Source organism: Aquimarina latercula DSM 2041, assembly GCF_000430645.1.
Taxonomy (GTDB): domain Bacteria; phylum Bacteroidota; class Bacteroidia; order Flavobacteriales; family Flavobacteriaceae; genus Aquimarina; species Aquimarina latercula.
Genome location: NZ_AUMK01000004.1, coordinates 14,533 through 39,056 on the forward strand (window position 1 = coordinate 14,533; position 24,524 = coordinate 39,056).

Genomic DNA, 24,524 nt, shown 5'->3' on the forward strand with positions numbered 1-24,524 from the left:
CTGCTACAACACATATATTAAACGTTGTATGCAATTTGACAAAAAAACTAACAATTAATGATTGAATTTAATGGATGGGCAATAATCAGAGAGTCATTTCGAGAAGAAGATGATGATGACGAACTATTGAATTTAATTGTAACGCAAATAGAACAAAAAATATCGACTGAACTAGACTATGGAAATGAAATCTATTCACTGAAATGTTTAAATGGGACTTACCATTTGTCAATTATGGTAAATCATAACCATCGAGTAGAACATGTAATTGATTTCTTTAAGTGGATTGCGGAAATATCAAAAGGTTCTTACGGAATTTTATATGTTCAAGACGATGAGGATGTTGATAGAGGAAACGAAAACGAATTCAAAGTTTGGCGTATGAAAAAAGGCAAAGTGACAGAATTAAATGACACTTATCTTTCGCCACTAAATCCAGAAGTTGAAGAATAGTATTTATGGACAACGAAATACTTGATATTATAAATAATGATTTTAAAATCGAACAGAGGAATTCAGTGATTAAAGAATTATCTTCAATAAACCTGAATCACGTTATGGCAGAATCTGAATATAATTTAAAGAATACAAGAATGTCTATTTTGTATTTAGCAAAAGGAGAATATTCAGAAGTTGTGGAATTGACTAAAAGAGCGAAAATCGATTTTCGAGATGTTATTATGTGGGCAACAGAAGAAAAGAATTTAAAAAACAAATAAAAACTGCACACAACAAAGACTATAAGTAATTGCTGGTTCTCGCCTACTTCTGAAAATCCTTGCGGATTTTCAGTTTGGTGTGTACTTGCTAAGTTAAGTGCTAAACCACGCAACTACTCATAGCCGAGACCGTTGGCAACAAGTTGAAAAAGACAATGAAAAACCTACTTACATTCATAATTCTGACATTTAGTTTTAGTTGTTTCTCGCAAACTCAAGCGGAAATGAATAAAGAAGCATATGTAGAATTTAACGAATCCGATAAAACATTGAATGAAATATATAAGACCATATTATCTAAATATAAATTGGACACAATCTTTGTGGAAAACCTTAAAAAATCACAAAGACTTTGGATTCAATTTCGAGATGCTGAAATGGAAATGAAATTCCCAAATTACGCAGATAAAATATATGGTTCAATTCATCCGACTTGTAGAGCACTCTATTTAAAAGAACTGACAGATAACAGAATTGAGACTTTAAACGAATGGGTAAGCGGAACTGAAGAAGGAGATGTTTGTAATGGTTCTGTAAAAATTATTGAGGAAATTGATTCTCAATATATGGGAAAAGCTTTTATCGAAAAAGATAATTCTATTTGGATGACAGGGAATATGAAAAAAGACCACAGAATTTTTGGATACAAAAACAAAGACATCTATTCAGAAAAAATGATTTTACTATCAGTATTTACAAATGAGGTTGAGAATAATCCTTTTAGTTGTAAATATGGAGCATTTTATGACACAAGTGGAATGAAAGATATTGAATTGAAATATATCACAACCGAAAATGAGTTTTTGAAAATAGAAATAATAAAAAACGGAAAGATCATTGACCAAGTTTATATGCTTAAAAAATGGTTTGAATTTGAAAAATAAAAACCAGTTGCCAACACGGTGTATAAAACATAGCTAATAAGTGCTTAACCGAAAGGTTTATGTATATTTAGAGAGTCCGCCAAATTTTTAATTTGGCTTTTAAAAAGAGAAAAATTAAAACCAAAATATAAAAATTCGGCTCTGTGTTAATCCGAAAAGCTAGTGACTTTTTGCACGCTACGTTTCATACACAAACCGTTGGCAAACATTAAAATGAAACGCATATTTAAAATAATCGGAATACTTTTAATCGTAGTTTTTGCTTTGGTGTATATTTTTTCAAATTATATAGCAGGACCTTTAGCCGCTTGGAATTCTCAACAAGTTTGGAAAGAGTATGAAAAAGAATATTTAGCTACTCAATCAGTCAATAATGAAATAATTGGAGTTTACGAATATCAAACCGAAAATAAAGAAGAAAATCATTCTATTTTTATTGACATAGTGGACAACAAATTAGTTGGATTCTATTTCGGAACTGAAGACGGAAGTGGACACGGAGTTTTTCATTACGGAAATCCACTTTTGAATTTTAATCTGACTGAAAACGAAATTTCTTTTGAAATTGGACAAAGAGAATTATTCGAAAAAACGCGAAATAAAGTTTACAAAGCGAACGAAAATCCGAAAAAAGAAATCGCAATCGGAGTTTCTAAAAGTCCTTTAAAATATTCTGGGCAATTTACTGAATCTGGATTTGAATTAAATTGCGAATCGGAATTTCAAGATTGTTGGGAAAATAAAATGGAATTTAAAAAAGTTTACGATTTATAAAAAAACGATTTGCCAACAACATATATGTGATCATAGCAGCAAAGTGATCAATCGAAAGGTTATCGTATTTTTGGTAAGGCACAATGCTTGCAAAAAGTAAAAGTTAGCAATCACTGCGCAGAAAAATCGAAAAGCAAGCTAACATTTTGCCCTGCTACGACACATATATTAAACGTTAGGGCAAATTTGCCAAAAAAAACAAAATTGAACTATGAATGAAAAGTTTATTCTTTTAATTACCTTCTTAATATTCGGATTAAATACTTCATTTGCGCAGAAATCTAAAACAATTGAAAAACTTGAGTTTGAGAATTATGAACTTAAAGTTATATTTCTTAACCCTTACGAAAATTTAGTTTCAGAAAATCCTGAGTTCAAAAATCTTGATTCTCTAAAGCAAGAACAGGTTTGGAATAAATACATTCTTAATAATGTTATTTATGATTTTCAGCTAATTCAAAAAAAGAAGATTATTAAACATTATCTTTTAAAAGGAAATCCATCGAAAAACATTTACCCCAAAAATTTAACGAGAAATAATGTCTATCTGTTAGATATAGTAAATCATAAAAACAACACTAATTTTTATAGGTTATCAGAATATTCAAAACTGATTGATAAAACAATCGATAAGTTAAGTTTTTATGGAACATTATTCGGAAATATGGAATTATTGAAAGATAATGAAGGAAAATTAGGCAAAAACCTATTTGGTAGATTTAGACTAAATATTCCTTATTCTACTATCAAGAATAACGTAATGAATTTAATTGGTTCTGACTTATTTGGAGAAATAGAAACCGAATGGATTGCAAATAACACAGATGAATTTAAAAATTCATTTTTCGATTATCAAGAAAAAATTGACCAATATTTCAAAATCGAAAGAATTAAAAAAATATTCGTAAGAACTTATGACCAAAATGGAAATATTCAGAATGAATACCCAAGACTAAATACGGATAAGGATATCAAATCCTATATTGGAAAAATGAACAGAATTGGAGATGTAGTTTCTTTGCCTTTTTTCAAATCAACGGACAAAACAGTTTTAATTGAAAAGGATAATTCAACCTCGAAATATAAAGTTGAATTGACAAATAACGAACCCGTTGAAAAGTATTTGGAAAATATTGTGGTTTCAAAAAATTCGAATGGAGAAATTGAGAATATCACGGCGACTCTTTTGCTTCACGGCTCGTCAATTGATAGAGGAGATTATATCGATAGAGAAAATTATATTGCATATTTCAAAACTTTTAAAGATATGAGATTACCTTTTAAGATTCTGTATTCGCCATTAACCGACATAGAATTTGAAAAACCACGAATTGAAATTGAACTAGATTATTTGTTCCATAAAAAATAAAAAACTTGCCCTAACACTATATATAGCAAATAGGGCTATTAGTGTTTAATCTAAAGGTCATTATCTATTTGCAAAGTCGCCAAATCTTTTAATTTGGTATTAAAAGGGAAAAATTAAAACAAAATAAAAAGTTTTGGCTTGTAGCTAAACCGAAAATAATTACTTGTTTTCTGCCCTACTTGCCATATATTTAACGTTGTGTGTAATTAAAATTAATCCTAATTTGAAACATAAAGTAAAGCTATCTATAATTTATCTGATGATTTCAGCAGTTTTTATTTCCTGTAAAGAAAGCGTGAAAGTAAATGATGAATTCACTATTGAGCATATGGAAATGTTTTCATCGATTTCTTTACGTAATAAAAACCAAGGGTTTATCGGAAATCTAACGGAGGCTTATTGGAATAAAGATTCTCTTGTGGTTTCAGGAGGTAGCGGGTGTTTTCTTATCATACTGCATAAAACTCGATACAATGACGAAATGATTGAAATAGATTGCAAGAATCTAAATATGAAATTAAAAACAAAACCAATTAAGCGATATTCTATAAAATGAAAAGAAAATCCTTTCTATTATTCATTTCATTTATAGTGAGTTGGACTTATTCAGTATTCATTTTTTATCCTCAACCTGTCAAATTGGGTTGGTTAGGAACTTATATAGCAACATTGTTTTATGGCTTCTCTTGGATTATTCCAATAACATTCTTTGTTTTAGGAATAATTAAAGATGAAAATAAAATCCGACATATAATATCGAATAAATATTTTACCATTGGACTTATATTAACATTGGGGGATTTTCTATACATATCTTGGAATACCAAATTTTCAAATGACTTAATTTTTATAGTTTATTGGACTCTAACAACTTTGTTATGGTGGAACACATATCTAAATTTGAAAAAATTGCAAAGAATTTAATAAACCATGGTTTTGATAAGATAAGATAAGATAAAACTACACACAACACTATATATGTGATCATAGCAGCTAAGTCATTAATCGAATGGTTATTGTATTTTTGGTAAGGCGCAATGCTTGCAGAAGGTAAAAGTTAGCAACCAATGCGCAGAAATATCGAAAATCAGGGTAACATTTTGCTCTGCTACGACACATATATTAAACGTTGTAAGCAATCCCTCATAGCTCTCAAAACCCTTTAGTACTATGCGAACGTCAAAAGGCAAGAAAAGTGAGAATTTTGATAAGATTTAAAACACTTATAATTAATAAATTAACTTGACGTTAGTCAGAATTAAAACCAAGCATTAATGTCAGTACCAATTGTATTAGATAAATCAACTTTCCAAGGTCTAAATTATGGTGACATTATTGAATTGCATAGATACTATAGAGTTAATATAACACCGCTTTTGGTTTCTGAAATATTAGGAGATTTATCTAAAGATGAAAAAGCAGGAAGAAAAACACCTAAAGAGGAAGTTGTCAATCTTTCTAAAAAGTTATTCCCTTATAATTCCTATGTAAATATGCCTTGCAAACTAATTATAGAAAATTCATTTCTTGGAAAGTTTGTAGATAGTGAAAATAGACCATTCTTAATTGCTGACGAATCCATAAAAACAGAAGGCAAAAAAGGATTGACCTTTACAGAAACAGAAGAAGAGAAATCTATTAAACGATGGAAAATAGGACAATTTGACTCTGTTGATGAAATAACTTCAACTTTATGGCGAAATGAATCTAAAGATGAAAATGTAATAAATGAGTTTAAAAATAAATTTGAGCACTTAAAAAACATAAAAATCACAAATACAAAAGCTACAAATCCTGAAAAACTCGAAGAATTAAAAAGTAAATATTTTGAGCGTATAAATATTGAAATGGAAGAAGAGGATACTCTTATCAGGATGCTTGATTATTTTGAAATAGAAGAAAATAAAAAGACGGAAATCTTAACAAGATATAATGATGGAAGTATATATCAATTAGAGGAATTTTCAGGTTATGCATATTATTGTTATTCTATTGTTTCTATGTTCTACATCGGAATGAATAATAACCTTTTTGGTGATAGATTAACCAATTTGTTAGACTTAGAATATTTGTTTTATGCTCCATTTTCAAGAGTATTTACTACAAATGATAAGTTTTTAATTTCTTTATACAATATCATCCAACCAAAAAATGTTCAATTCATATCATTGAAATCTTTAAAAGACGACTTAAACAAATTTAAGGCGCTGAATACGAGTGAAGAATGGTCTGACACTCCACCTGATAAAGAAACCGAAACCTATAAAATTTGGAATAATCTTTTTGATTTAGAGTTGACAGCTAAATTAAAACCTACAGATAAAGATAAAGATAAAGCCAGAGCAAAAAAGGAGTTCGAAGAAATATTAAAAATAGCAGAGTCAGGTAAGACTGGAAACTTTGAAGGAGAACCTGATTTTGTAGTAAAGGAGAGTTTTATGTCTAAAAATGACCCTTGTCCTTGTGGAAGTGGAAAAACATTAGCTGAATGTCATTTAAAGAATAAATAACTGCTTACAACACGGTATAAAAAACATAGGGCATTTGTGCTTAATCGAAAGGTCTGTGTTTATTTATAAAGTCGCCAAATATAAAATTTGGCATTTTCAACAAAAAAGATAAAAGCAAAATATTATATTTGGCTTAGTACCAATCCGAAACGTATCGCTTATCACCTGCCCTACGTTTCTTATACTGAACGTTGTACACAATATCGAAAATCGTTTTGAAAAATAAATCGAATAAGAAAAATCAAATTGAAGAGGATTTTATTGAGAGTTGGGATTTAATTGAGAAATTCTATAAAGAATACCCTGATGATAGTGGTCCGTTCACAAATGATGCTCTTAAATTAATAAAAGAAATGAGGAGCTGTAATCTTGACAAAGAATTAAGAGCTGGTCAATCTCTATGGTTTTTCCTTTTATCAAGAAACAGATGGCATGGCTTGGACAAAGAACCCCATATTCGAATTACTTTTCTAGGTAAGAATAAAATGGATATTAAGTCAAATTTTAATGGGGAAGAAATAAGCAAAGAATCGGAAGTAAATTATAGTGGGTATTTAAAAAAAATGATTAATAAATTATTAGAACACGAAATAACCCTGAATGAATATGAAGATGACGACCTTGATGCATTTTTTGCTTCTATTGATAATGATTAATACTAATTAGAATTTAAAAAACACTATATACAATACTATATGAATACACTACCAATAGGTATAACAGGATTTTGGAAAATAGGGCAAAGTGGAATCCCAGAAACAGACAAATCTCTGGTTAAAAAATTGGTTAACATCTTTAAAAGTGATTCAGATTTTTGGAAAGTTTAACTTGTAGAACAACAAGCTGATAATAATTTCTATTTAATTCTTATTTCCGACAAAAATGGAAATTACAAGATTGGAATTAATACTACTTACCCTATTTATTGTGGAATTAAAAGTCTTGAGGACTGGGAAACTGTTGAATTTTGTGATTTACCTGAATATATCACAAAAATAATCCCAACTCAGTTCACAGAATTACGAACTGACTTTTTAAATGAATCTCTTAAGTCGAAACATATTACTGCTCTTAACAAAGTGGAATTAGAGCAAATTAAATATTGGAAAACGGAAAAAGTTGGAAACGTAATTTTCAACAAATATGACTGAAAAAATACTGTGTACAACACGATATGATGTGATCATGGCTAATTTGGGATTAATCGAATGGTTCTTGTATATTTATGATGGCGCAGTGATTTTAAAGTTGAATTAAAGTATAAAATCTGCGCAGAAAATGTCGATGGCTCGGTAACAATTTGCCTCGCCACGACACATATATTAAACGTTAGCGGTAATAACAACAAAGTTTTGGATAAACAGGATAATTTAAAATTATTTGCTCTAGTCTTAGGTCTAATAATGATTATTGGATTTCCAACTTATATCATTATAAACAATAAAAACCTTGACAAGAATGGAGTAAAAACCAAAGCAGTCATTCTAAAAAAGGATAAAATTTTGGGAGGAAAACCATTGAATTATAATTATTATTTAACTGTTAAGTACAGTGTGAATAATAAATCTAAAATTAAAGAAATTAGAATTCCTGAAAAAGCTTTTTACTTATATAACAGAAATGATACAGTATCAATTTTGGTTGATCATTTAAATTCAGGAAATATAAAATGGACTATAGAACAAGACTAAAATGGATTTAAGTTTAGAAGCATTCAAATCTCTTGATATTGACCCTAAAACCAATGAAAAATGGAAGCAAACTAATTTCTATGATTTATGTTGTAAATCGGAATTTTTTGGTTGTGCTTTTTTCACAACAATTGACAAGAGTCTTGTAAACAACCATCTAGAAGCACTTTTGTATATTTTACAAAGGTTTTGTGATGAAATAGAAGGAGGGTTTAAATTTGATTTAAATTGGCTACAACTTCACACCTTTTTACATTGCGAAGGATATTTATGCTCTTATAAAAGTAAAGCTTTTTCAGTACCTGATTTTTTAAAAAGTTATAGAGAAATAATAGATAAAATGCCCGAATACGAAAACTTTCGGATTACTAAAAATGGTTCTATTCAAACAGAGTTTAACTTGATTGAAAAAAGTAACATCCTATGGGTAGAAAGTATTATTGATAATTGGAACTACAGACAATACTTTTTGGAAACAGAAACAGAATTTATCTATTTTAGTTGGGATACTCAAGTATAAAAAAACCGCTAACAAGGTATAAAAAACATAGGGCTTTTGGCATTAATCGAAAGGTCTGTGTCTATTTGCAAAGTCGCCAAATATAAAATTTGGCGTTTACCAAAAATGATAAAAGCAAAATATTTATATTTGGCTTAGTACCAATATGAAACGTATCGCTTATCACCTGCCCTACGTTTCTTATACTAAACGTTATAGCGAATTAATACCCTAAAAAAACAATGAAAAACCATTACCTACTTACAATTTTATTATTCTCAATTGTACTAAATCTATTTGGCCAAGAAAAAAAGTTTTTGGCAGATATAAACGGAGATCATAAAGATGATTTTATTACTATATCCGAAGAAGGAGATGAGTTATTAATACGGCAAAATTATATAGGAAATGATGATTTTGTTTTTACTTTTTTGAGCGAAATAAAGTTTAACCCTTCTAATAACTTTGATTACTTCACCGTAGCTGATGTAACTGGTGATAATAGAGCAAATTTAATCTTAATAAAAAACACACCGACCGGAAAGGATTTATGGTATTTTGAAATATTACCAGAACATTTTCCGTATAAAGGACATACGTTTATTCCTATTTCTGGAAGTGATGAAGCCAATCAAATATTTGCAGATATCAATAATGACAATAAAGACGAATTAATCCTAATAAAGAACTCTGGTTCAGATAAGGAACTGTGGACATATAATTATATCAACGGAGATTTTATTTATCAAGACAGTTCATATACAAAGTTTATTGATGCATATCTAAAAAAGGAGTATTTCGCTGATATAACAGGAGATAATAAAGAAGACCTAATCTTAGTTCAAGATTATAATAATGATCAACGTGTATGGGTTTATAAATCAAATGGAGTTACATTAGATTACCTGGCATATACTAATTTAGCCGATCAAAAAGGAAAAGAAGTCTTTTTTATGAACTCTAATACAATTAAAGATAATTTTTCCGATTTAATTTTAGCTAGTAACACACCCGAAGGTAAAAGACTTTGGCTCTACGAATCTGACGGAGCTAGATTTAACTATGAAATAACAAATACACTTGAAAGTCATAATGATAAGCTTCTTTTGTTTGGAGACTTAAATAAAAGTGGAACAGATGATTTAATAGTTAATGAGGGTACAAATATTTGGGCTTATAATAATTATGGAAATGTTTTTACTTATAAAGAGCATTCTTATTTGAACTTTAAGTCTATCCCTCCAAATAGAGAAAATCAGGAGTTTTCAATATCAGAATGGAAAAATTCTGGTTATCAATCCAATAACATTTCGATTCCAGGAAACACTTGTTCAAACTGTATTGTTAACTTGGCAAATCCCGTTTCAGATTCAAATCAGAATGATGAAAATCTTAAGAATGCATTGATTGAAGCCGCTAACCTTAAAATTCAATATCCCAACTACCATATAATCGTGCAATTACAAAAAGGAATATATCATTTTTCAGATACATTAAAATTAGGAGATGACATAAAAGTTAGGGAAAATCAATATAATCTTTCGAAGATTATCATAAAAGGTAAGGGTACTTTAGTAGACAATAATCCTACTTATACCGAAATAGTTTTTGATATTAATGTAGACTCATCCGGTATACCTAATAATAACAATTATATCCAAATAACTAATGGCTCAGAAATAGGTGTGGAAAATTTATCTATCAGATATAATCCATCAAATACTGTCCAGTGCAATGCAGCTTTAAAAGGATATAGATTAGTCGAATTTAGAGAATCCGATAATTGTTGGATAAAAAACATTGAATTATCAGGCGTTTACAACGTAGGAATAAGCCTTGCTTGTTCAAATAACATTGAAATTAGGGATAGTTTTTTTCATGATGCTTTATGTTCTGGAGGCGGTGGACAGGGCTATGGAATTGCCGTTTCTGGAAAAGAATGTACTGATAATTTAGGAGGAAAATACAATAAAATTGAAAATAACATTTTTAAAAAATTCCGACATTCGATGTTATTAAATCACAATGCAAAATATAATGTTTTTGGATATAACTATTCCAGGGAGCAATATGGTAAAAGTAGATTGGATGGAGGCGATCTAATTTTACATGGGAGCAATCCAAATAGCAATTTATTTGAGGGGAACTATGTTGAATATATTGTTTCAGATTATCAAGGTGGGGAAAACAAAAATGGGAAAAACAATACACTTTTCAGAAATTACGTTTACAAGGAACCTCAAAAATTAGGTAACATTTACTTGGATCATACCGAAAAAACAAATGTCGTTGGCAATGAGTATAATGTAATCATCTATGGACAAAATGACACAATATCGAAGCCAAGCGTATTTGAGCTGTATGATTTCAATTATGATCTTTACATCAAAGATGGTGATATATTAAAAACATATAATTTTTTAGGAGAATGGTCATTATACCTGAACGAAAAACCAAGTTTCTTTAACAACTACAACAATGTTTCATGGCCTGCAATAGGACCTATGACTATTGATCAAATCACTATCAATCAAAATATACCTGCAAAGCTTAGGTGGGAAAATTATTATAGTTCAAAAAAGAAAAAAATAACCCAAAACAATTCTTCGGATATATTACCCAAAAAAAATGATTTTATAGTTTCACCAAACCCAAGTAATAATGGTGTTTTTTATTTAGAAATCAATAATAGTCAAAAAATAATTCAAGCAACATTAGAGGTTAGATCTTTATTGGGAGAACTTCTAAATAATTATAAATATAAAATAGACAAATCAAAACCTAATTTTATAAAAATAGATTTAAGTGATAAAGAAAATGGAATTTACATTCTCAAGATAAAAAGTGGTAATAGTAGTTATTACAAAAAAATTGTTAAGAAATAAAAACTTGCTATAACACAAATGTATGAAGTCATAATGCCTTAAAAGGGCATTACGCCTCATACATAAACCGTTAGCGGCAATATGAAAAAGGTAATTCAATATATTAGTTTATTCTTAGTTTTGGTAAGCTGTTTTCCTAAACAAAAAGATGCTGTTACCGAAATTGAATTACTTAATGATATATTCGTTGAGCTAATAGGAACGGAGTATTATTATGAGAAACTTCCAATTCCTCCAATCCCTCTACAATATGCTAAAAACTGGCAAGACTCGATAAGTCACAAAATTCAAAAGGATAAATTTGACGAAGCTTTTAATAACCCAAAATTGGAAACAAAAGAATTGGTATTAGGTCTCGACCCTTTTCATCTTAATTCAAAAAAGGAATTTAGAAGTTGGAATATTAAAAAATCATCATTCCCAAGAATGTACTATTCAGATACTCTACACTCATTGGATTTTGACCAACTCTTCACTCAATTGGTGGACAGTACAACATTTAAGAAAGGTAAATTGGAACTGAATAAAATATCCCAAACAGGAAAATATATCATCAAGGATTTAAGAAAACTGGAAAAACAAAATAAAAAGTATTGGAATAATACAGATTATAGGTTCATTGGGGCAATAAGATTCTCTGATTTTAAAATAAACCCAAAAAACGATAGGGCGGTTTTCTACTTTAATTTTACTTGTGGAAGTTTATGCGGATCAGGCGAAATAATATTCTGTCTCAAAGAGAATGGAAAATGGAAAATTGTGGATAGGAATACACTTTGGGTTTCATAAAAACAACCGCTAACAACATATATGTGTTCATAGCAAACAAGTGACCAATCGAATGGTTATTGTATTTTTGGTAAGGCGCAATGCTTGCAGAATGGAAAAGTTAGCAATCAATGCGCAAATAAATCGAAAAGCAAGGTAACATTTTCACCTGCTACGACACATATATTAAACGTTATCTACAATCATGAAGAAAGATCTAACTTATTGGATTTGTAATAAAGAAGACAACCGAATTAATGATAATAATAAATTTGAGGATGGAGAGGTATTTGAGATAATCGGAAATGTCAATTTAATAAAATTAAAAGATGGGAGATATCAAGTAGCGGAATTTGGCTCTTTTAAAAAAATATTAGATGGAGATGGTTTCCCTCTTATAGATAATGAAATTGCAAAGGTTCTCGAAAAACATGCTCCTGATCAAATTGAATTAAGACCTGTTGAGATTTTCAGAAGAGCCAATAATCAAAAGTGGACAAACTACTCGGAATTGATCACTAAGCGAACTATTGATGTTCAAAGCTATGACAAAACCGAATCAAATGGAATTAAAATTTTCACCTTACTGAACACATTTATATACGTTTCTCTTGATCTGAAAAAAATAATTGAGCATGAATTAGATCACTTAACTGATATTAGATTCAAACAGGGACTACCTATTATGATCGGATAAAAAAGTAGATAACACTATATATGTGATCATAGCAGGTCGGTAATAAATCGATAGGTTCGTGTATATTTGGTAAGGCGCAATGCTTGCAGAAAGTAAAAGTTAGCAACCAATGCGCAGAAAAATCGAAAAAAAGGGTAACATTTTGCCCTGCTCCGACACATATATTAAACGTTATGCCACATCAACCGCATATAAAAAAGTTCTAATAAAATTAAATTTATTATAATAGAATTATAATCCAAATATGAATAGTAAACTTTTAATAAGAATCCTTACTCTATTATTATCATTGAATATTAATCAATCCATTAGTGCTCAAGACATTGAAATAACTGATATTGGATCGACAAGAGGTACCGCATATGCTATGCAAAATAAAGTTTTAACTATCGTGAGAAATGATAAACTGTACACTTATTTTGGTTTTATTGAAAATATTATAGATAGCGAAGTTTTATTCAATGTTAAAATATTAGAATATGAAAAATCAACAGGTAATAAAAAATATATTCAAGTAGGCCAAATAGATGACTCAATAACACCAAGTAATCCACATGGTGGTCCAAGTATTACTTTGGATAATGAAGGATATTTACATGTCGTATTTGGGCCACATTTTGGAGATATTCGTTATCGAAAATCAAAGAATTCTTTATATAATTCATCACTCACCTTTCTTCCAGAAGAAACAATACCATCCTTAAAGTCTCAAGATTTTAGAACTAAGGATAAATGGACGTACCCTATAATAAAAGTTGATAGCTATGGAACTATTCATATCTCCGGAAGTCTTGATGCACAATACAGTAATAATAATGGGGATCAATTAGATGACAGAGATGCAAAAGACATTGGTTATATACGAAAGAAAAAGAATGGAAATTGGGAATACCCTTTAAGTCCAGGTGATCCACTTGGAGATTTTAATCCAAAATATTTTGTAAGATATGATGTAATGATGAATATTGATAGCGCTAATAATATTCACGTACTTGCTCCGGATGTAAATCACAAGGCATCCACTGATAATTGGTATTTAGATTATCATTATTTTAAGTCAAATAATGGTGGTGATTCTTTTGAATATCTCGGTTTAGCATGGAGTCATAATTTAAAATCAGGAGCTGGAAAGGGAAATATCGCTTTTGATAATAATGATAACCCACATTTTTTAATCACTACTGGAAATAATTCTAGGAGCGAATACATATATTACAACTATTACAATGGAACATCTTGGAAAAATGAAGAAATAGAGATTGAAAACATTTACCTGCACGAACCAAAAATTAGAATTGATGATTATGGAAAGATATACATTAGTTTTTATGGCAACTCGGATATAAGTTGGGTTAAAGGGGTTTCTTCTATTTATTTAGCACATAAAGATCTTAATGTTATCAATTCTAAATTTGAGATAAGTAAATTGAAAGAATCTCCCAGAAACTTACTTTGGATACCTTCCATTGAAGAAAATAATAATTACAACAATCTCCACAAAAATTGGTTTAATATGATTTGGCAGCAATGTAGAAGCGGACATTATAAAGAAAACCAAACGATATACTCTGATAAAATTGTTCCTTTTGATTTTACAATACCAGATCAAACTTATATTGGTTTTACTGATTTTAGAGCAAGAAAATTGCTCAATATTGGAGACAGTATATCTTTAGAACAACACACTAATAAATCCATAGTTGCAAATAATAGTAATGCCTCATATATCTCTGGAAAAAGAATTAAATTTTCACCAGGTTTTAGTGTACAGCGGGGTGCAAAGTTTCATGCTTCAATTAATCCTGAATTAAATATAGGTGATACTATAACTATTCTTGCTAATAGATCAAATTATAAATCCGAAAAGACAAAAGAAGATTTAACACTAGAATCAAAAGTAGGAATTGTCCTTTATCCCAACCCTAATAATGGAAAATTTATAATTGAGATTCCTGGTAGTGAAACTTCTAATGAGACCAAAATAAAAGTTTTTGACATTCGTGGTAAATTAATTTTTGACAAAAAATATACTATAAATCAAATAGGTGTTGATCTCACAACTTTCTTAAGTGGTATTTACTTCATAAATATTTCTTCTAATAAAATTAATAGAACTAAAAAAATATTAATAAACAAATAAAAAATGAGCACTAAAAACTTATATCTATCCTTGATGTTATTATTCGTTGCTACTTTACGAGGGCAACATAATTATGACAATGAATCTGTAATTTTTTCCGTTAACAACCAGGTAGGAATTGGAACTGAAACACCAAATTCAAAACTCCATATTTATGAAAATGAAATTGGTGGCGATGTTGCAATTACAATTCAAAATAGAGCTACATGGGATCCAAATGCAACTTCATCCTTACTTTTTAATCACAATGTAAATAATTTCAGTGGGGGTAAAATTTCGTCAGTTAGAGAGGGGAATTATTTAACAGGAGATGCAAGCACAGCAAACTCTTCACTTGCGTTTTTTACAGCATTAAATGGTTTAAACCAAGAACATCTAAGAATAACAAAAGAAGGAAAGATAGGAGTTGGAACTAATAGCCCTCAATCAAAGTTTCATATTTTTGAAAATGTAATTGGTGGAGATGTCGCAGTAACCATACAAAATAGAGCAACATGGGACCCAAATGCAACTTCATCTTTGATTTTTAGTCATAACGTAAATAACTTTAACGGCGGCAAAATATCTTCTATCAGAGAAGGAAATTATTTAACGGGCGATGCATCTACAGCTAACTCTTCACTTGCATTTTTTACAACATTAAATGATGTAAACCAAGAACATCTAAGAATAACAAAAGAAGGAAAGGTGGGTATTGGAACTTCACAACCAGGAGATTTTAAACTTGCTGTAGAAGGGATAATCGGAGCAAGAGAAATTGGTGTTACACTTGATGAAAATTGGAAATGGCCTGATTATGTTTTTAACAATGATTATAATCTACCTTCATTAAAAACAGTTAAAACTTACATTGATAAAAATGGACACCTTCCAGAAATCCCATCAGAAGAAGATGTAAAAGAAAACGGAATAAAACTAGCCGAACTAAATACAGCTATGCTCAAAAAAATAGAAGAACTAACTTTGTATTTAATTCAACAAAACGAAACTATAGAAAAACAAAACAAAGACATTAAAGAGCTTAAGGACGAATTAATGAACATCAAAAATAACCTCGATAATACTAAAAAATAAAACATGGCATAACACAAATGTATGAAGTCATAATACCCTATCGGGATATTACACCTCATACATAAACCGTTGTGTGTAATGCAAAAATTCCACTCACTAAATGGAAAAAATTAAGTAATGAATAATGAATTTCTGACAATAAAAACTGACCGCCTTTTATTACGTGAAATAACTGATTTAGACCTTCAAAATATTTTTAACGGACTTTCAAATCCAGATGTTATTAAGTACTACGGCATTAGTTTTGACAGTTTGGATGCTGCAAAGCAACAAATGATTTGGTTTGCAGATAAAAAACAAATGTGGTGGGCGATTTGTTCTCTTGACAACAAAACTTTTTACGGAGCAGGAGGATTAAATGATATTGATGATAAAGAAAATAAAGCGGAAATCGGACTTTGGCTACTTCCTGATTTTTGGGGAAAAGGAATTATGAAAGAAGCTTTGCCATTAATTTCAGATTACGGATTTAGCCAACTCAAATTAAATCGAATTGAGGGGTTTGTTGAAACTGATAATTTGAATTGTAAAATAGCGATGTCTAAACTTGATTTTAACTACGAGAAAACAATGAAAGATTGCGAAATAAAAAATGGAAAATCAATAAGTGTAGATGTTTATGCTAAAACAAAATAATTACGAAAAACACTACACACAACACGGTGTATAAAACATAGCTAATAAGCGTTTAACCGAAAGGTATTGTATATTTATAAAGTCCGCCAAATTTTTAATTTGGCTTTTAAAAAATTGATAAGTTAAAAACAAAATATAAAAATTTGGCTCTGTGTTTATCCGAAAAGTTAGTGTCTTTTTACGCGCTACGTTTCATACACAAGTCCGTTGTGCGTCATTTAAACAAACCATATGGAAGAAAAGAAAATTGGATTTAGATTATCAAAAGTTAATTGGATATTAGCTCTAATAGTAATCGGAATTTCAGCACTAATTTTTTTAAGAAGAGATGGAATAAATGGGTTTAGTCTTGGATATCTTTTTGGTTCAATTGTAACATCAGCGATAATACCTTTATTCTTCGCATTTATTGTTTGGCTTATAAAAGGAAGGAAACAATATGCTGGAACTTACACATTTAATATTATTCTGCTTCTTATGTGTTTTGGAATTATAAAAGAACTTGGAGCTATAAGCAAAGAAAAAACTGATAGTCTAGAGGCTATTACTAAATCCGTTTCGGAATACAAGGGTAAAATAAACGACGAAGAAGATGGAATTGATGCATATCAAGAACATATGGCAAACGTAGATGACGGAATTTCCAAAATGATTAGAAATAGTACTGGAAATGAACAAGAAGTATATAAAAATCTTCAAAAATTCACATCCTTAAACAGTTCTGTTATGATAGATTGGCAAAAGTCTGTTGATTCAGTTGCTCAAGAAAGAATTTTGGATTATTCACTTTTAAACAATCAAGAAGAGTTTGACTATCAAGTTGGAGTATTAGAACATTACAAGAACCAATCAGAATCATATAAAAATCATTTTGAGAATAGAAAATCTATCCTTATTGAGTTAAATAAAAATATTCCGAAAGGAAATCTAACACTCAAAGGTGTTATGACTGGAATAAACAAAAAAGATTCAATCCAAAAACCAATATTTGAACCTTTTATCAAGTCTCATATTGATTACAGCAGTGATTTGTCAGATATAATCAAATTTCTTCAAGATAATCAAGGAAAATGGGAATATAAAAATGATGAATTGATATTTTCAACAGTAGAACTTGAAGAAACGTATTCGAATTTAATTAATAAAATTGCTGAAGACGAAAATCGGATTAATGAATTGACCGACAAACTGATTGAAGTAATGTAAAAAACGAACGCACAACAATGGCTATAAGTAATTGCTACAACTCGCCTACTTCTGAAAATCCTCGCGGATTTTCAATTTGGTGTGTACTTGCAAAGTTTCGTGCAAAACCACGCAACTACTCATAGCCGAAACCGTTATAAACAATAAAAATTAAATACTTGAAAAAAAAACACATAGCTCTATACTTTCTCTCCTGCTTATTCTTTTATTCATGTTTGGCTCAAACTAAAAAGGATAGTATAAAATTAAAAATCGATAAACTGTTAGAATCCGAAATTGAACCATCAGGACCAGGAGGTTCAATACTTTTAAAAAAAGGAAATGATATAATATATCTAAAAAACTACGGACTGGCTAATCTGGAAACAAAAGAAAAAATAACGGAACATACTTCTTTTAATACAGGTTCTATTTCGAAAACCTTTATCTCTAATGGGATTCTAATATTAAAAGAAAGAGGATTACTCTCTTTAGAAGATAGTCTTTCAATGTATTTTAATGATTTTAGCAATAAAGAAATAGCAAATAAAGTCCAAATAAAGCATTTATTGTCACATACGTCAGGATTACCAGATAATAGGAAAGTTAAAGAAAATGTTGAGTTTTATTTGACGGCAAAGGATAGTGGGAATTTTGCGTCGTTAAAGTTAGCGAACAATCTTGAATTTCAATCAGGCGAAAAATATAAATATTCTAATCCTGCATTTAATGGCTTAGCTTTAATAATAGAAAAAATCACAAAAGATAAATGGCAAAAATTTATTGTCAAAAATATTTTAGAACCGTCTAATATGACTAATAGTAAAATTACAGATGGTGATTATCCTCAAAAAGATGTTGCCCACGCTTACAAATTTAAAGACGGACATTATACTGAGGATGATTATGGAGAAGTTCCAACATTTGCAGCATCCGGAAATAGTGGGATTTGGAGCTCAGTAATAGATTTAGCCAATTATGAGCATTCTATACAAGAAAATAAATTTTTAAGTAAGGAGCTTTTAAATAAATCAAGAACTATTTATAGACCAAAAAATTGGAAAGACTCGATTAATCCAAGAATAGGATATAGTTGGTTCATAACACCTAAGACTAAGTCTAGATATAAAATGGATATGATTTATCATACGGGTGAAGTAGGCGGATTTAATTCATTTTATTTCTATTTCCCCAGTACGGATGTTTTGTTCGTTGGATTATTTAATAAACCTTTAAAAAACTACTCTAAACTAATCAATGAAACTTTAGATACTTGTAATGACCTTAATTGGTTTGACAAATAATTTGATTTCTATAAGATAATTAAAAAAGTTTATAACACTATATATGTGATCATAGCGGCTAGGTAATCAATCGAATGGTTGTTGTATTTTTGGTAAGGCGCAATGCTTGCAGAAAGTAAAAGTTAGCAATCAATGCGCAGAAAAATCAAAAAGCAAGGTAACATTTTGCTCTGCTACGACACATATATTAAACGTTACCACACATCAGAGAAGTATAAAGTTTGAAAATAATTTTTAAAATATTAATTCTAACATCCCTCCTATCGAGTTGTTCAAATTCGAATCGAGATTTAATAATTATCGAAAATGATTATGAAATTAATTTGGCTGAATTAGACTCCGTTCGCGAAAATCTAAACGGATTTTGGGTTCCTGAAAATCAAATTGATGCGGAAGAAATACTCTGGCTAGATTTTCATAGAGAGAAAAATTCTGCAACTTGGGAAATTATACCATACAATGAACAAATAAAAAGAACTGAATCACTTCCTTATAAACCTTGTCCTACTATAGTTGAATTGATAAAATTGAACGGAAAAACTCAAATGGAATTTGTAAGTTTAGGAGGTTCAAGTACAACCGAAATCCAACATTTGACAAAAACCAAATTTAAAATTGACGGAATAACCTACTTGAGACATAAAGGTTATGATTTTTTGAAATCTTGGAATGTTCACGGATATGAAAACTAAAAGTAAAACGATACTAACAATATTATTTACGATACTGATTTTAGCATTTGTCATTTTATCAATAGGAGCTGGACACGGAACAAATTTATTTGCTAAAATATTTTATCCATTCACAATGATAATCGCAATTTTGTCCAAAAATGGAATTGGAATTTTTCCAACAATATTAGCAATTGTTCAAATTCCCATTTATGCTTTAATTATGACTAAAAGACCTAAATGGAAATATTACCTAATTGGAATTCATATAATTTCGGCAATTATTTGTCTGTATTTACCAACAGAAATTTTTAGCGGATAAAATGAAAAAAGGAATTTTAAAAACATCGTTGCTTTATGGAATAGGATTTGGAATTGCAGGAATTGCTTATGCGATTATTGAAAACCCATATATTCACGCTCCTGGATTTCATCATCTAATTTTATTTTTGACGTTAGTTGTTGGACTTATTTGGACATTGACAAGCACTGGGATTTTCTTTTTTAAGGAAAGAACTGATAAGTTAAAAGGTATAATAATTTCTAATAGCTTAATTATAACCTGCTGTTTTTTATACGTAGCAATTCCAATTTATTTAGACTCAAACAAAAAGACATTTATTGAATCTGATTTTGTTCGGACTGAAGTCAAAGGAGATACAACAGAATTATATCATAATGATAATCTAATTTATATAAAAGTTAAGGACTCTGTCATTTTAGACTTAAGATAAAATAAAAGGAATAAAAAACATGTGGTAACAACACCTATGCGATAATGCGGATTAGTGTTTAATCCAAAGGTCATTGCCTATTTGGTTTGTCGCCAAAGGTTTAAATTTAGTATTTTAGAAAATATAAAAACAAAACATAAACTTTGGCTAAGTGCTTGCTCGAAAACCAATAGTTTTTTGCTCCCGCACTACGCATAGCTAAACGTTAGCATTAAATTGGACAAATTGAACAGAAAAATATCATCTGACCTAACCAAAATTTTTCAAATCGCATTTATTGGAAAATTTCTAACTTTATCAGTTATATTTTTCATTACACTTTTCATATTTGACTTAAAAACTAATTTGATAGTTATTACTTTATGGATTATTGGTTTCGTTATACTTCGTCAAATTGGAATAACTAAATTGAAAACCATTTATTGGAATGAACAATCATTAAAAGTCGGAAATCGGAATTCTCAGACGACAATTCTATTTGCGGACATTAAAAAAATAAAAAGGACCTTTCTATTTAATGATTTTCCATTTAAGATAAAATTTATGGACTCTGGAAAGGTTAGGGAAGTATATTTTCTTCCAAAAAGCAGTGTGTTTCAGGGCTTTTTGAATGAGAATGAACTGATTGAAAAGCTTAAAAGTGATATAAAAAAATCCAATGCTAACAATGTATAACCGCAATTACGGCGGATTCGACTGCGTCCGAATCCACTCGGAATTGCTAACGCCAGTTTTAAACCGAAAAATTTGAGTACTTTAACCCGTAACTGACGGTTATACGAGACCGTTATAAGCAATTTCTCAAAATATTATGGTAACATTCTTTCCCCTTAAGACACTTATATATAACAATTAAAGAAAATAATGAAAAATATACTATTATCAATCACAATCTTAGCAATTATTTCGGGAGTAAAAGCTCAAGATGAAACCGTAAACGGTAATTTAAAAGTAACCGGAAACATTCAAGTTACAGCTCCTGGAGGTTCTTGGATAACAGGTAAAACAGGAACAGGAGGTATAATATCCAACACACAACTTACTAGTAATGCTTACCATCCTTTAGTAAGACAAAAAACAGCTAGTGGGCACTTTATTAACTTAGGAGGTTTAGGCGATTATTTTGGTTTTTTTGGTTATGATAAAGACAGAACCGTAAATGGTTATGATCATAGTATGATAATGAACTTAAATACTGGTAATATTGGTATTGGAAAAAATCCAAATGCAAAATTAGATGTGAATGGAAATATACACGTTACTACTCCTGGAAGTTCTTGGATAACAGGTAAAACAGGGACAGGAGGTATAACATCTAGTACTCAGCTCACCAGTAATGCATATCACTCATTGATAAGGCAAAAAACAGCTAGTGGGCACTTTATAAATATAGGTGGACTAGGTGACTATTTCGGTTTTTTTGGCTATGATAAAGATAGAACTAGTAATGGTTTTGATCATAGTATGGTAATGGATTTAAATTCTGGTAATGTTGGAATTGGAACTCATAATCCAAAAACAAATTTGGAAATTTATCAATATGACGGAACTTCTCAGCTTAGAGTGCATACAAACCAACACGCTGGTGTAGCAAAACTTGAAATCGCTGGAGGATCAGCATTAAAGGATACTAATCCAGACAACTATTCAGGATGGTCAATATATCATTCCTATATAAACACGAACAAGGATCTATATTTCAGACACGGTGAGTCTGGTAACCCTAATGTTGTTTTTGCAGATAATGGAAATGTTGCTATTTATGGTAAATTAGAATCAAAAGAAATAAAAGTTAGTCTTACACCAACTGCTGATTTTGTATTTGAAGATAATTACAGTCTACCTACTCTTGAGTTCATTGAAAATTATATTAAAAAGAAAAAACATTTGCCTGAGATTGCTTCAGCAAAAGAAATGGAAAAAAACGGAGTGAATATTGGAGATTTTCAAATACAATTACTTCAAAAAATAGAAGAACTCACTCTATATACCATAGCTCAAGAGAAAAAAATTAAAGAAATTGAATCTTTTAATAAAAAGCTTCTTGAATTGCAATCAAGGCTTGAAAAACTTGAATCTGAAAAATAAAAAAGCTTATAACATTATATAACAAAACATAGTTGCCCTTCGGGACAACAACGTTTGTTATATTAAACGTTATAAGCAATTTCTCAAAAAATACGGGTAACAATTTGAAAAAATAAGACACTAATAGGAAAAAGAGAAAAATGAAAAAACGATTAGGATACTTTATCATTACGATATTATTAGTATTGAGTTGTGAAAAAGATGATATAAATATTCCTCAGGAAAATTTTGATTTTATACCATCCAATATTGAAATTCCAGAAAATGGTATTTTTAATGAATTAGTTAAGATCAAGGGCGAAAATATTGTTTTAGATTCTTTAAAATTTTATTTTGATGATATTCCTGTTTTCGAATTTTATCAACCTCAAGAAGATTCTATTTTTCTAAAAATACCTCGAAATCTAGAAAAAATAAATTCAAATTTCCTCATTTATGTTAAAACAGGGGAAAGAGATTCATTAATAACAAGTAAAAGTTTTAGCTTACGACCACCAAAAATTAATGGAGTTAATAAAAGTGCTACAACATTTGGTGAAGCCATTACAGCTTATGGTGAGGATTTTGATACTACCGAATTTACAGAGATTTATGTAAATGATGAAAAAGCTGAAATTTTATCTAGCTCCAAAGATTCTATTCAATTTATAATTTCAAACGAAATACTTACAAATAATCTTACTCTGAAGGTAAATGCGCAATTACAAGAGGATATTCTTGATAACTCTTTGAACCTAAAAGAACCAGAAATCATTCAAATATTAGATAAAGTTCATATAGGTGATAGAATCACTATCAAAGGGAAAAATTTTAATCTTACACCAGAATATTCAAAAGTAATTCTTAATAATGAACTCGAAGCCTCTATAGAAAATATATACAATAATGATTCACTAGATATTAAAATACCTCTTGGACCTTACAAAGAATTTCAGATCAATTCTGTAAAATATTCAACCGCAGGAATGGAGACTACCTATTCAAAACCAATAGAGATAATTTCTGACTATATTCTTTATGCAAAAAACAATCCTTTATATATTCGAGAAACGTTTCAACATGATGGTAATATTTTTTCATTAGGCTCAGATCAAAATTCTTCTCAAAATCTACATTTATGGAAATTTGATATAGAAAATCAAATGTGGTCAAAATACTCAGATCTAAATATACCCGATACAATTTATGCTGCCAACATTTCAAACAATGGAGAGATGTATATTTATTTCCCTTTTGAAGAAAATAATAATTTTTTAAGTATTAATCTCTTTTCAGAAGCGATAAGGTATTTACAGAACTTTCCTGGTAAATCTAGAGAGTATGCTATATTAATCCCTTTTTCAGGAAAAGTATATCTTGGCAAAGGAATAACTGGGGGAACTTATAATCCTTCTGAACTACATAAAGATTTATTTGAATATGATGAGGTATTGAATTCTTGGATTGAAGTAAATACAGATAATTCCATTGTATATTGCTATAATGATTATGAAGAAGTTAATGGACAATATTATTTTTTTACTCCGGATTTTCATAATCCAGATTTCCCTACTAATGACTGGCCAGAATCTATTGTGAGATTTGATGTTTCAAGTTTAAAATTTGTTCGGGAATATGATGGTTGTACTAGTTGTCATACAGAAGAGCTTTTTGAATATAAAAACCAACTGTTTTTAGGTGTTTCAAATACTGGTTTCATTCAACTTTACAATTACTTTAATAGAAATGAATATTTGTCAATAAATGGAGGAAGATTTTATAATCATCCAAGTAAATTTATATCAGTTCAGGATAATGTATTTTTTTATTCTAATGTTACTAATTATGTTGGCGCTAATGATGGATTATATATGATGAATCCAAAATTATTAGAAACTACTTTTTTATAATACAAAG

At 29.6% G+C, this 24,524-nt stretch carries 25 protein-coding genes; all 25 read left to right on the forward strand.

All coding sequences use genetic code 11. From position 1 onward, the window contains the following. The first annotated feature begins 57 nt into the window (after nucleotides 1-57). The 25 genes from H526_RS0104005 to H526_RS0104135 all read left to right on the forward strand — a co-directional run bounded on the left by H526_RS0104005 (nucleotide 58) and on the right by H526_RS0104135 (nucleotide 24,517). On the forward strand, nucleotides 58-453 hold the full coding sequence (locus H526_RS0104005; RefSeq protein WP_027391804.1) for an Imm7 family immunity protein: 396 nt from the start codon (nucleotides 58-60) through the stop codon (nucleotides 451-453). A gap of 5 nt (nucleotides 454-458) precedes the next feature. Next, nucleotides 459-719, forward strand: coding sequence for a hypothetical protein (locus H526_RS31655; RefSeq protein WP_027391805.1), 261 nt, complete (start codon nucleotides 459-461; stop codon nucleotides 717-719). 155 nt (nucleotides 720-874) lie between these two features. Next, the gene (locus tag H526_RS31410) at nucleotides 875-1,603 is read left to right on the forward strand and encodes a lysozyme inhibitor LprI family protein (protein WP_081415548.1); all 729 of its coding nucleotides are present in this window, start codon (nucleotides 875-877) and stop codon (nucleotides 1,601-1,603) included. A 213-nt stretch (nucleotides 1,604-1,816) separates the two neighbouring features. Continuing rightward, complete coding sequence (locus tag H526_RS0104025; RefSeq protein WP_027391806.1) at nucleotides 1,817-2,377, forward strand: hypothetical protein; 561 nt, start codon at nucleotides 1,817-1,819, stop codon at nucleotides 2,375-2,377. Between the two features lie 211 nt (nucleotides 2,378-2,588). After that, nucleotides 2,589-3,746: a hypothetical protein gene (locus H526_RS0104030; RefSeq protein WP_027391807.1), complete on the forward strand. Its 1,158-nt coding sequence runs from the start codon at nucleotides 2,589-2,591 to the stop codon at nucleotides 3,744-3,746. Between the two features lie 259 nt (nucleotides 3,747-4,005). Continuing rightward, the gene (locus tag H526_RS0104035) at nucleotides 4,006-4,302 is read left to right on the forward strand and encodes a hypothetical protein (protein WP_155839613.1); all 297 of its coding nucleotides are present in this window, start codon (nucleotides 4,006-4,008) and stop codon (nucleotides 4,300-4,302) included. Between the two features lie 718 nt (nucleotides 4,303-5,020). Beyond that, nucleotides 5,021-6,256, forward strand: a complete 1,236-nt coding sequence (locus H526_RS0104045; RefSeq protein WP_027391810.1) for an SEC-C domain-containing protein — start codon at nucleotides 5,021-5,023, stop codon at nucleotides 6,254-6,256. 215 nt (nucleotides 6,257-6,471) lie between these two features. Beyond that, complete coding sequence (locus tag H526_RS0104050) at nucleotides 6,472-6,912, forward strand: hypothetical protein (protein ID WP_027391811.1); 441 nt, start codon at nucleotides 6,472-6,474, stop codon at nucleotides 6,910-6,912. A gap of 39 nt (nucleotides 6,913-6,951) precedes the next feature. Then, the gene (locus tag H526_RS32445) at nucleotides 6,952-7,083 is read left to right on the forward strand and encodes a hypothetical protein (protein ID WP_281171933.1); all 132 of its coding nucleotides are present in this window, start codon (nucleotides 6,952-6,954) and stop codon (nucleotides 7,081-7,083) included. Nucleotides 7,084-7,608: 525 nt separating this feature from the next. Beyond that, nucleotides 7,609-7,947 (forward strand): hypothetical protein, encoded by a 339-nt coding sequence (locus tag H526_RS0104060; protein ID WP_155839614.1) that lies wholly within the window; start codon nucleotides 7,609-7,611, stop codon nucleotides 7,945-7,947. 1 nt (nucleotide 7,948) lies between these two features. Continuing rightward, nucleotides 7,949-8,467, forward strand: a complete 519-nt coding sequence (locus H526_RS0104065; protein ID WP_027391813.1) for a hypothetical protein — start codon at nucleotides 7,949-7,951, stop codon at nucleotides 8,465-8,467. Nucleotides 8,468-8,688: 221 nt separating this feature from the next. After that, nucleotides 8,689-11,331 carry a T9SS type A sorting domain-containing protein gene (locus H526_RS0104070; protein WP_027391814.1) on the forward strand — a complete coding sequence of 881 codons (2,643 nt, stop codon included), beginning with the start codon at nucleotides 8,689-8,691 and terminating at the stop codon, nucleotides 11,329-11,331. An 81-nt stretch (nucleotides 11,332-11,412) separates the two neighbouring features. Continuing rightward, on the forward strand, nucleotides 11,413-12,120 hold the full coding sequence (locus H526_RS0104075) for a hypothetical protein (protein ID WP_027391815.1): 708 nt from the start codon (nucleotides 11,413-11,415) through the stop codon (nucleotides 12,118-12,120). A 184-nt stretch (nucleotides 12,121-12,304) separates the two neighbouring features. Then, nucleotides 12,305-12,796, forward strand: coding sequence for a hypothetical protein (locus tag H526_RS0104080; protein ID WP_027391816.1), 492 nt, complete (start codon nucleotides 12,305-12,307; stop codon nucleotides 12,794-12,796). Nucleotides 12,797-13,040: 244 nt separating this feature from the next. Then, a complete protein-coding gene (locus H526_RS0104085) occupies nucleotides 13,041-14,936 on the forward strand; it encodes a T9SS type A sorting domain-containing protein (RefSeq protein ID WP_027391817.1) in 1,896 nt (631 codons plus the stop codon). A gap of 3 nt (nucleotides 14,937-14,939) precedes the next feature. Next, nucleotides 14,940-16,010, forward strand: a complete 1,071-nt coding sequence (locus tag H526_RS30590) for a hypothetical protein (protein ID WP_155839615.1) — start codon at nucleotides 14,940-14,942, stop codon at nucleotides 16,008-16,010. 117 nt (nucleotides 16,011-16,127) lie between these two features. Continuing rightward, complete coding sequence (locus tag H526_RS0104095) at nucleotides 16,128-16,646, forward strand: GNAT family N-acetyltransferase (RefSeq protein ID WP_027391818.1); 519 nt, start codon at nucleotides 16,128-16,130, stop codon at nucleotides 16,644-16,646. Nucleotides 16,647-16,877: 231 nt separating this feature from the next. Then, entirely contained in the window at nucleotides 16,878-17,852 is a 975-nt protein-coding gene (locus H526_RS0104100) for a Na(+)/H(+) antiporter subunit B (RefSeq protein ID WP_027391819.1), read from the forward strand. A 158-nt stretch (nucleotides 17,853-18,010) separates the two neighbouring features. Next, nucleotides 18,011-19,135, forward strand: a complete 1,125-nt coding sequence (locus H526_RS28250; RefSeq protein ID WP_051335970.1) for a serine hydrolase domain-containing protein — start codon at nucleotides 18,011-18,013, stop codon at nucleotides 19,133-19,135. Nucleotides 19,136-19,458: 323 nt separating this feature from the next. After that, entirely contained in the window at nucleotides 19,459-19,827 is a 369-nt protein-coding gene (locus H526_RS0104110) for a hypothetical protein (protein WP_027391820.1), read from the forward strand. Beyond that, entirely contained in the window at nucleotides 19,817-20,128 is a 312-nt protein-coding gene (locus tag H526_RS0104115; protein WP_027391821.1) for a hypothetical protein, read from the forward strand. The genes H526_RS0104110 and H526_RS0104115 overlap by 11 nt, the downstream gene beginning before the upstream one ends. Before the next feature lies 1 nt (nucleotide 20,129). Next, a complete protein-coding gene (locus H526_RS0104120; RefSeq protein WP_027391822.1) occupies nucleotides 20,130-20,540 on the forward strand; it encodes a hypothetical protein in 411 nt (136 codons plus the stop codon). 408 nt (nucleotides 20,541-20,948) lie between these two features. Beyond that, a complete protein-coding gene (locus H526_RS31660; protein ID WP_155839617.1) occupies nucleotides 20,949-21,215 on the forward strand; it encodes a hypothetical protein in 267 nt (88 codons plus the stop codon). 189 nt (nucleotides 21,216-21,404) lie between these two features. Beyond that, nucleotides 21,405-22,628 carry a hypothetical protein gene (locus H526_RS30595; RefSeq protein ID WP_051335971.1) on the forward strand — a complete coding sequence of 408 codons (1,224 nt, stop codon included), beginning with the start codon at nucleotides 21,405-21,407 and terminating at the stop codon, nucleotides 22,626-22,628. Between the two features lie 140 nt (nucleotides 22,629-22,768). After that, nucleotides 22,769-24,517, forward strand: a complete 1,749-nt coding sequence (locus H526_RS0104135) for an IPT/TIG domain-containing protein (protein ID WP_027391824.1) — start codon at nucleotides 22,769-22,771, stop codon at nucleotides 24,515-24,517. The last annotated feature ends 7 nt before the right edge of the window (nucleotides 24,518-24,524 follow it).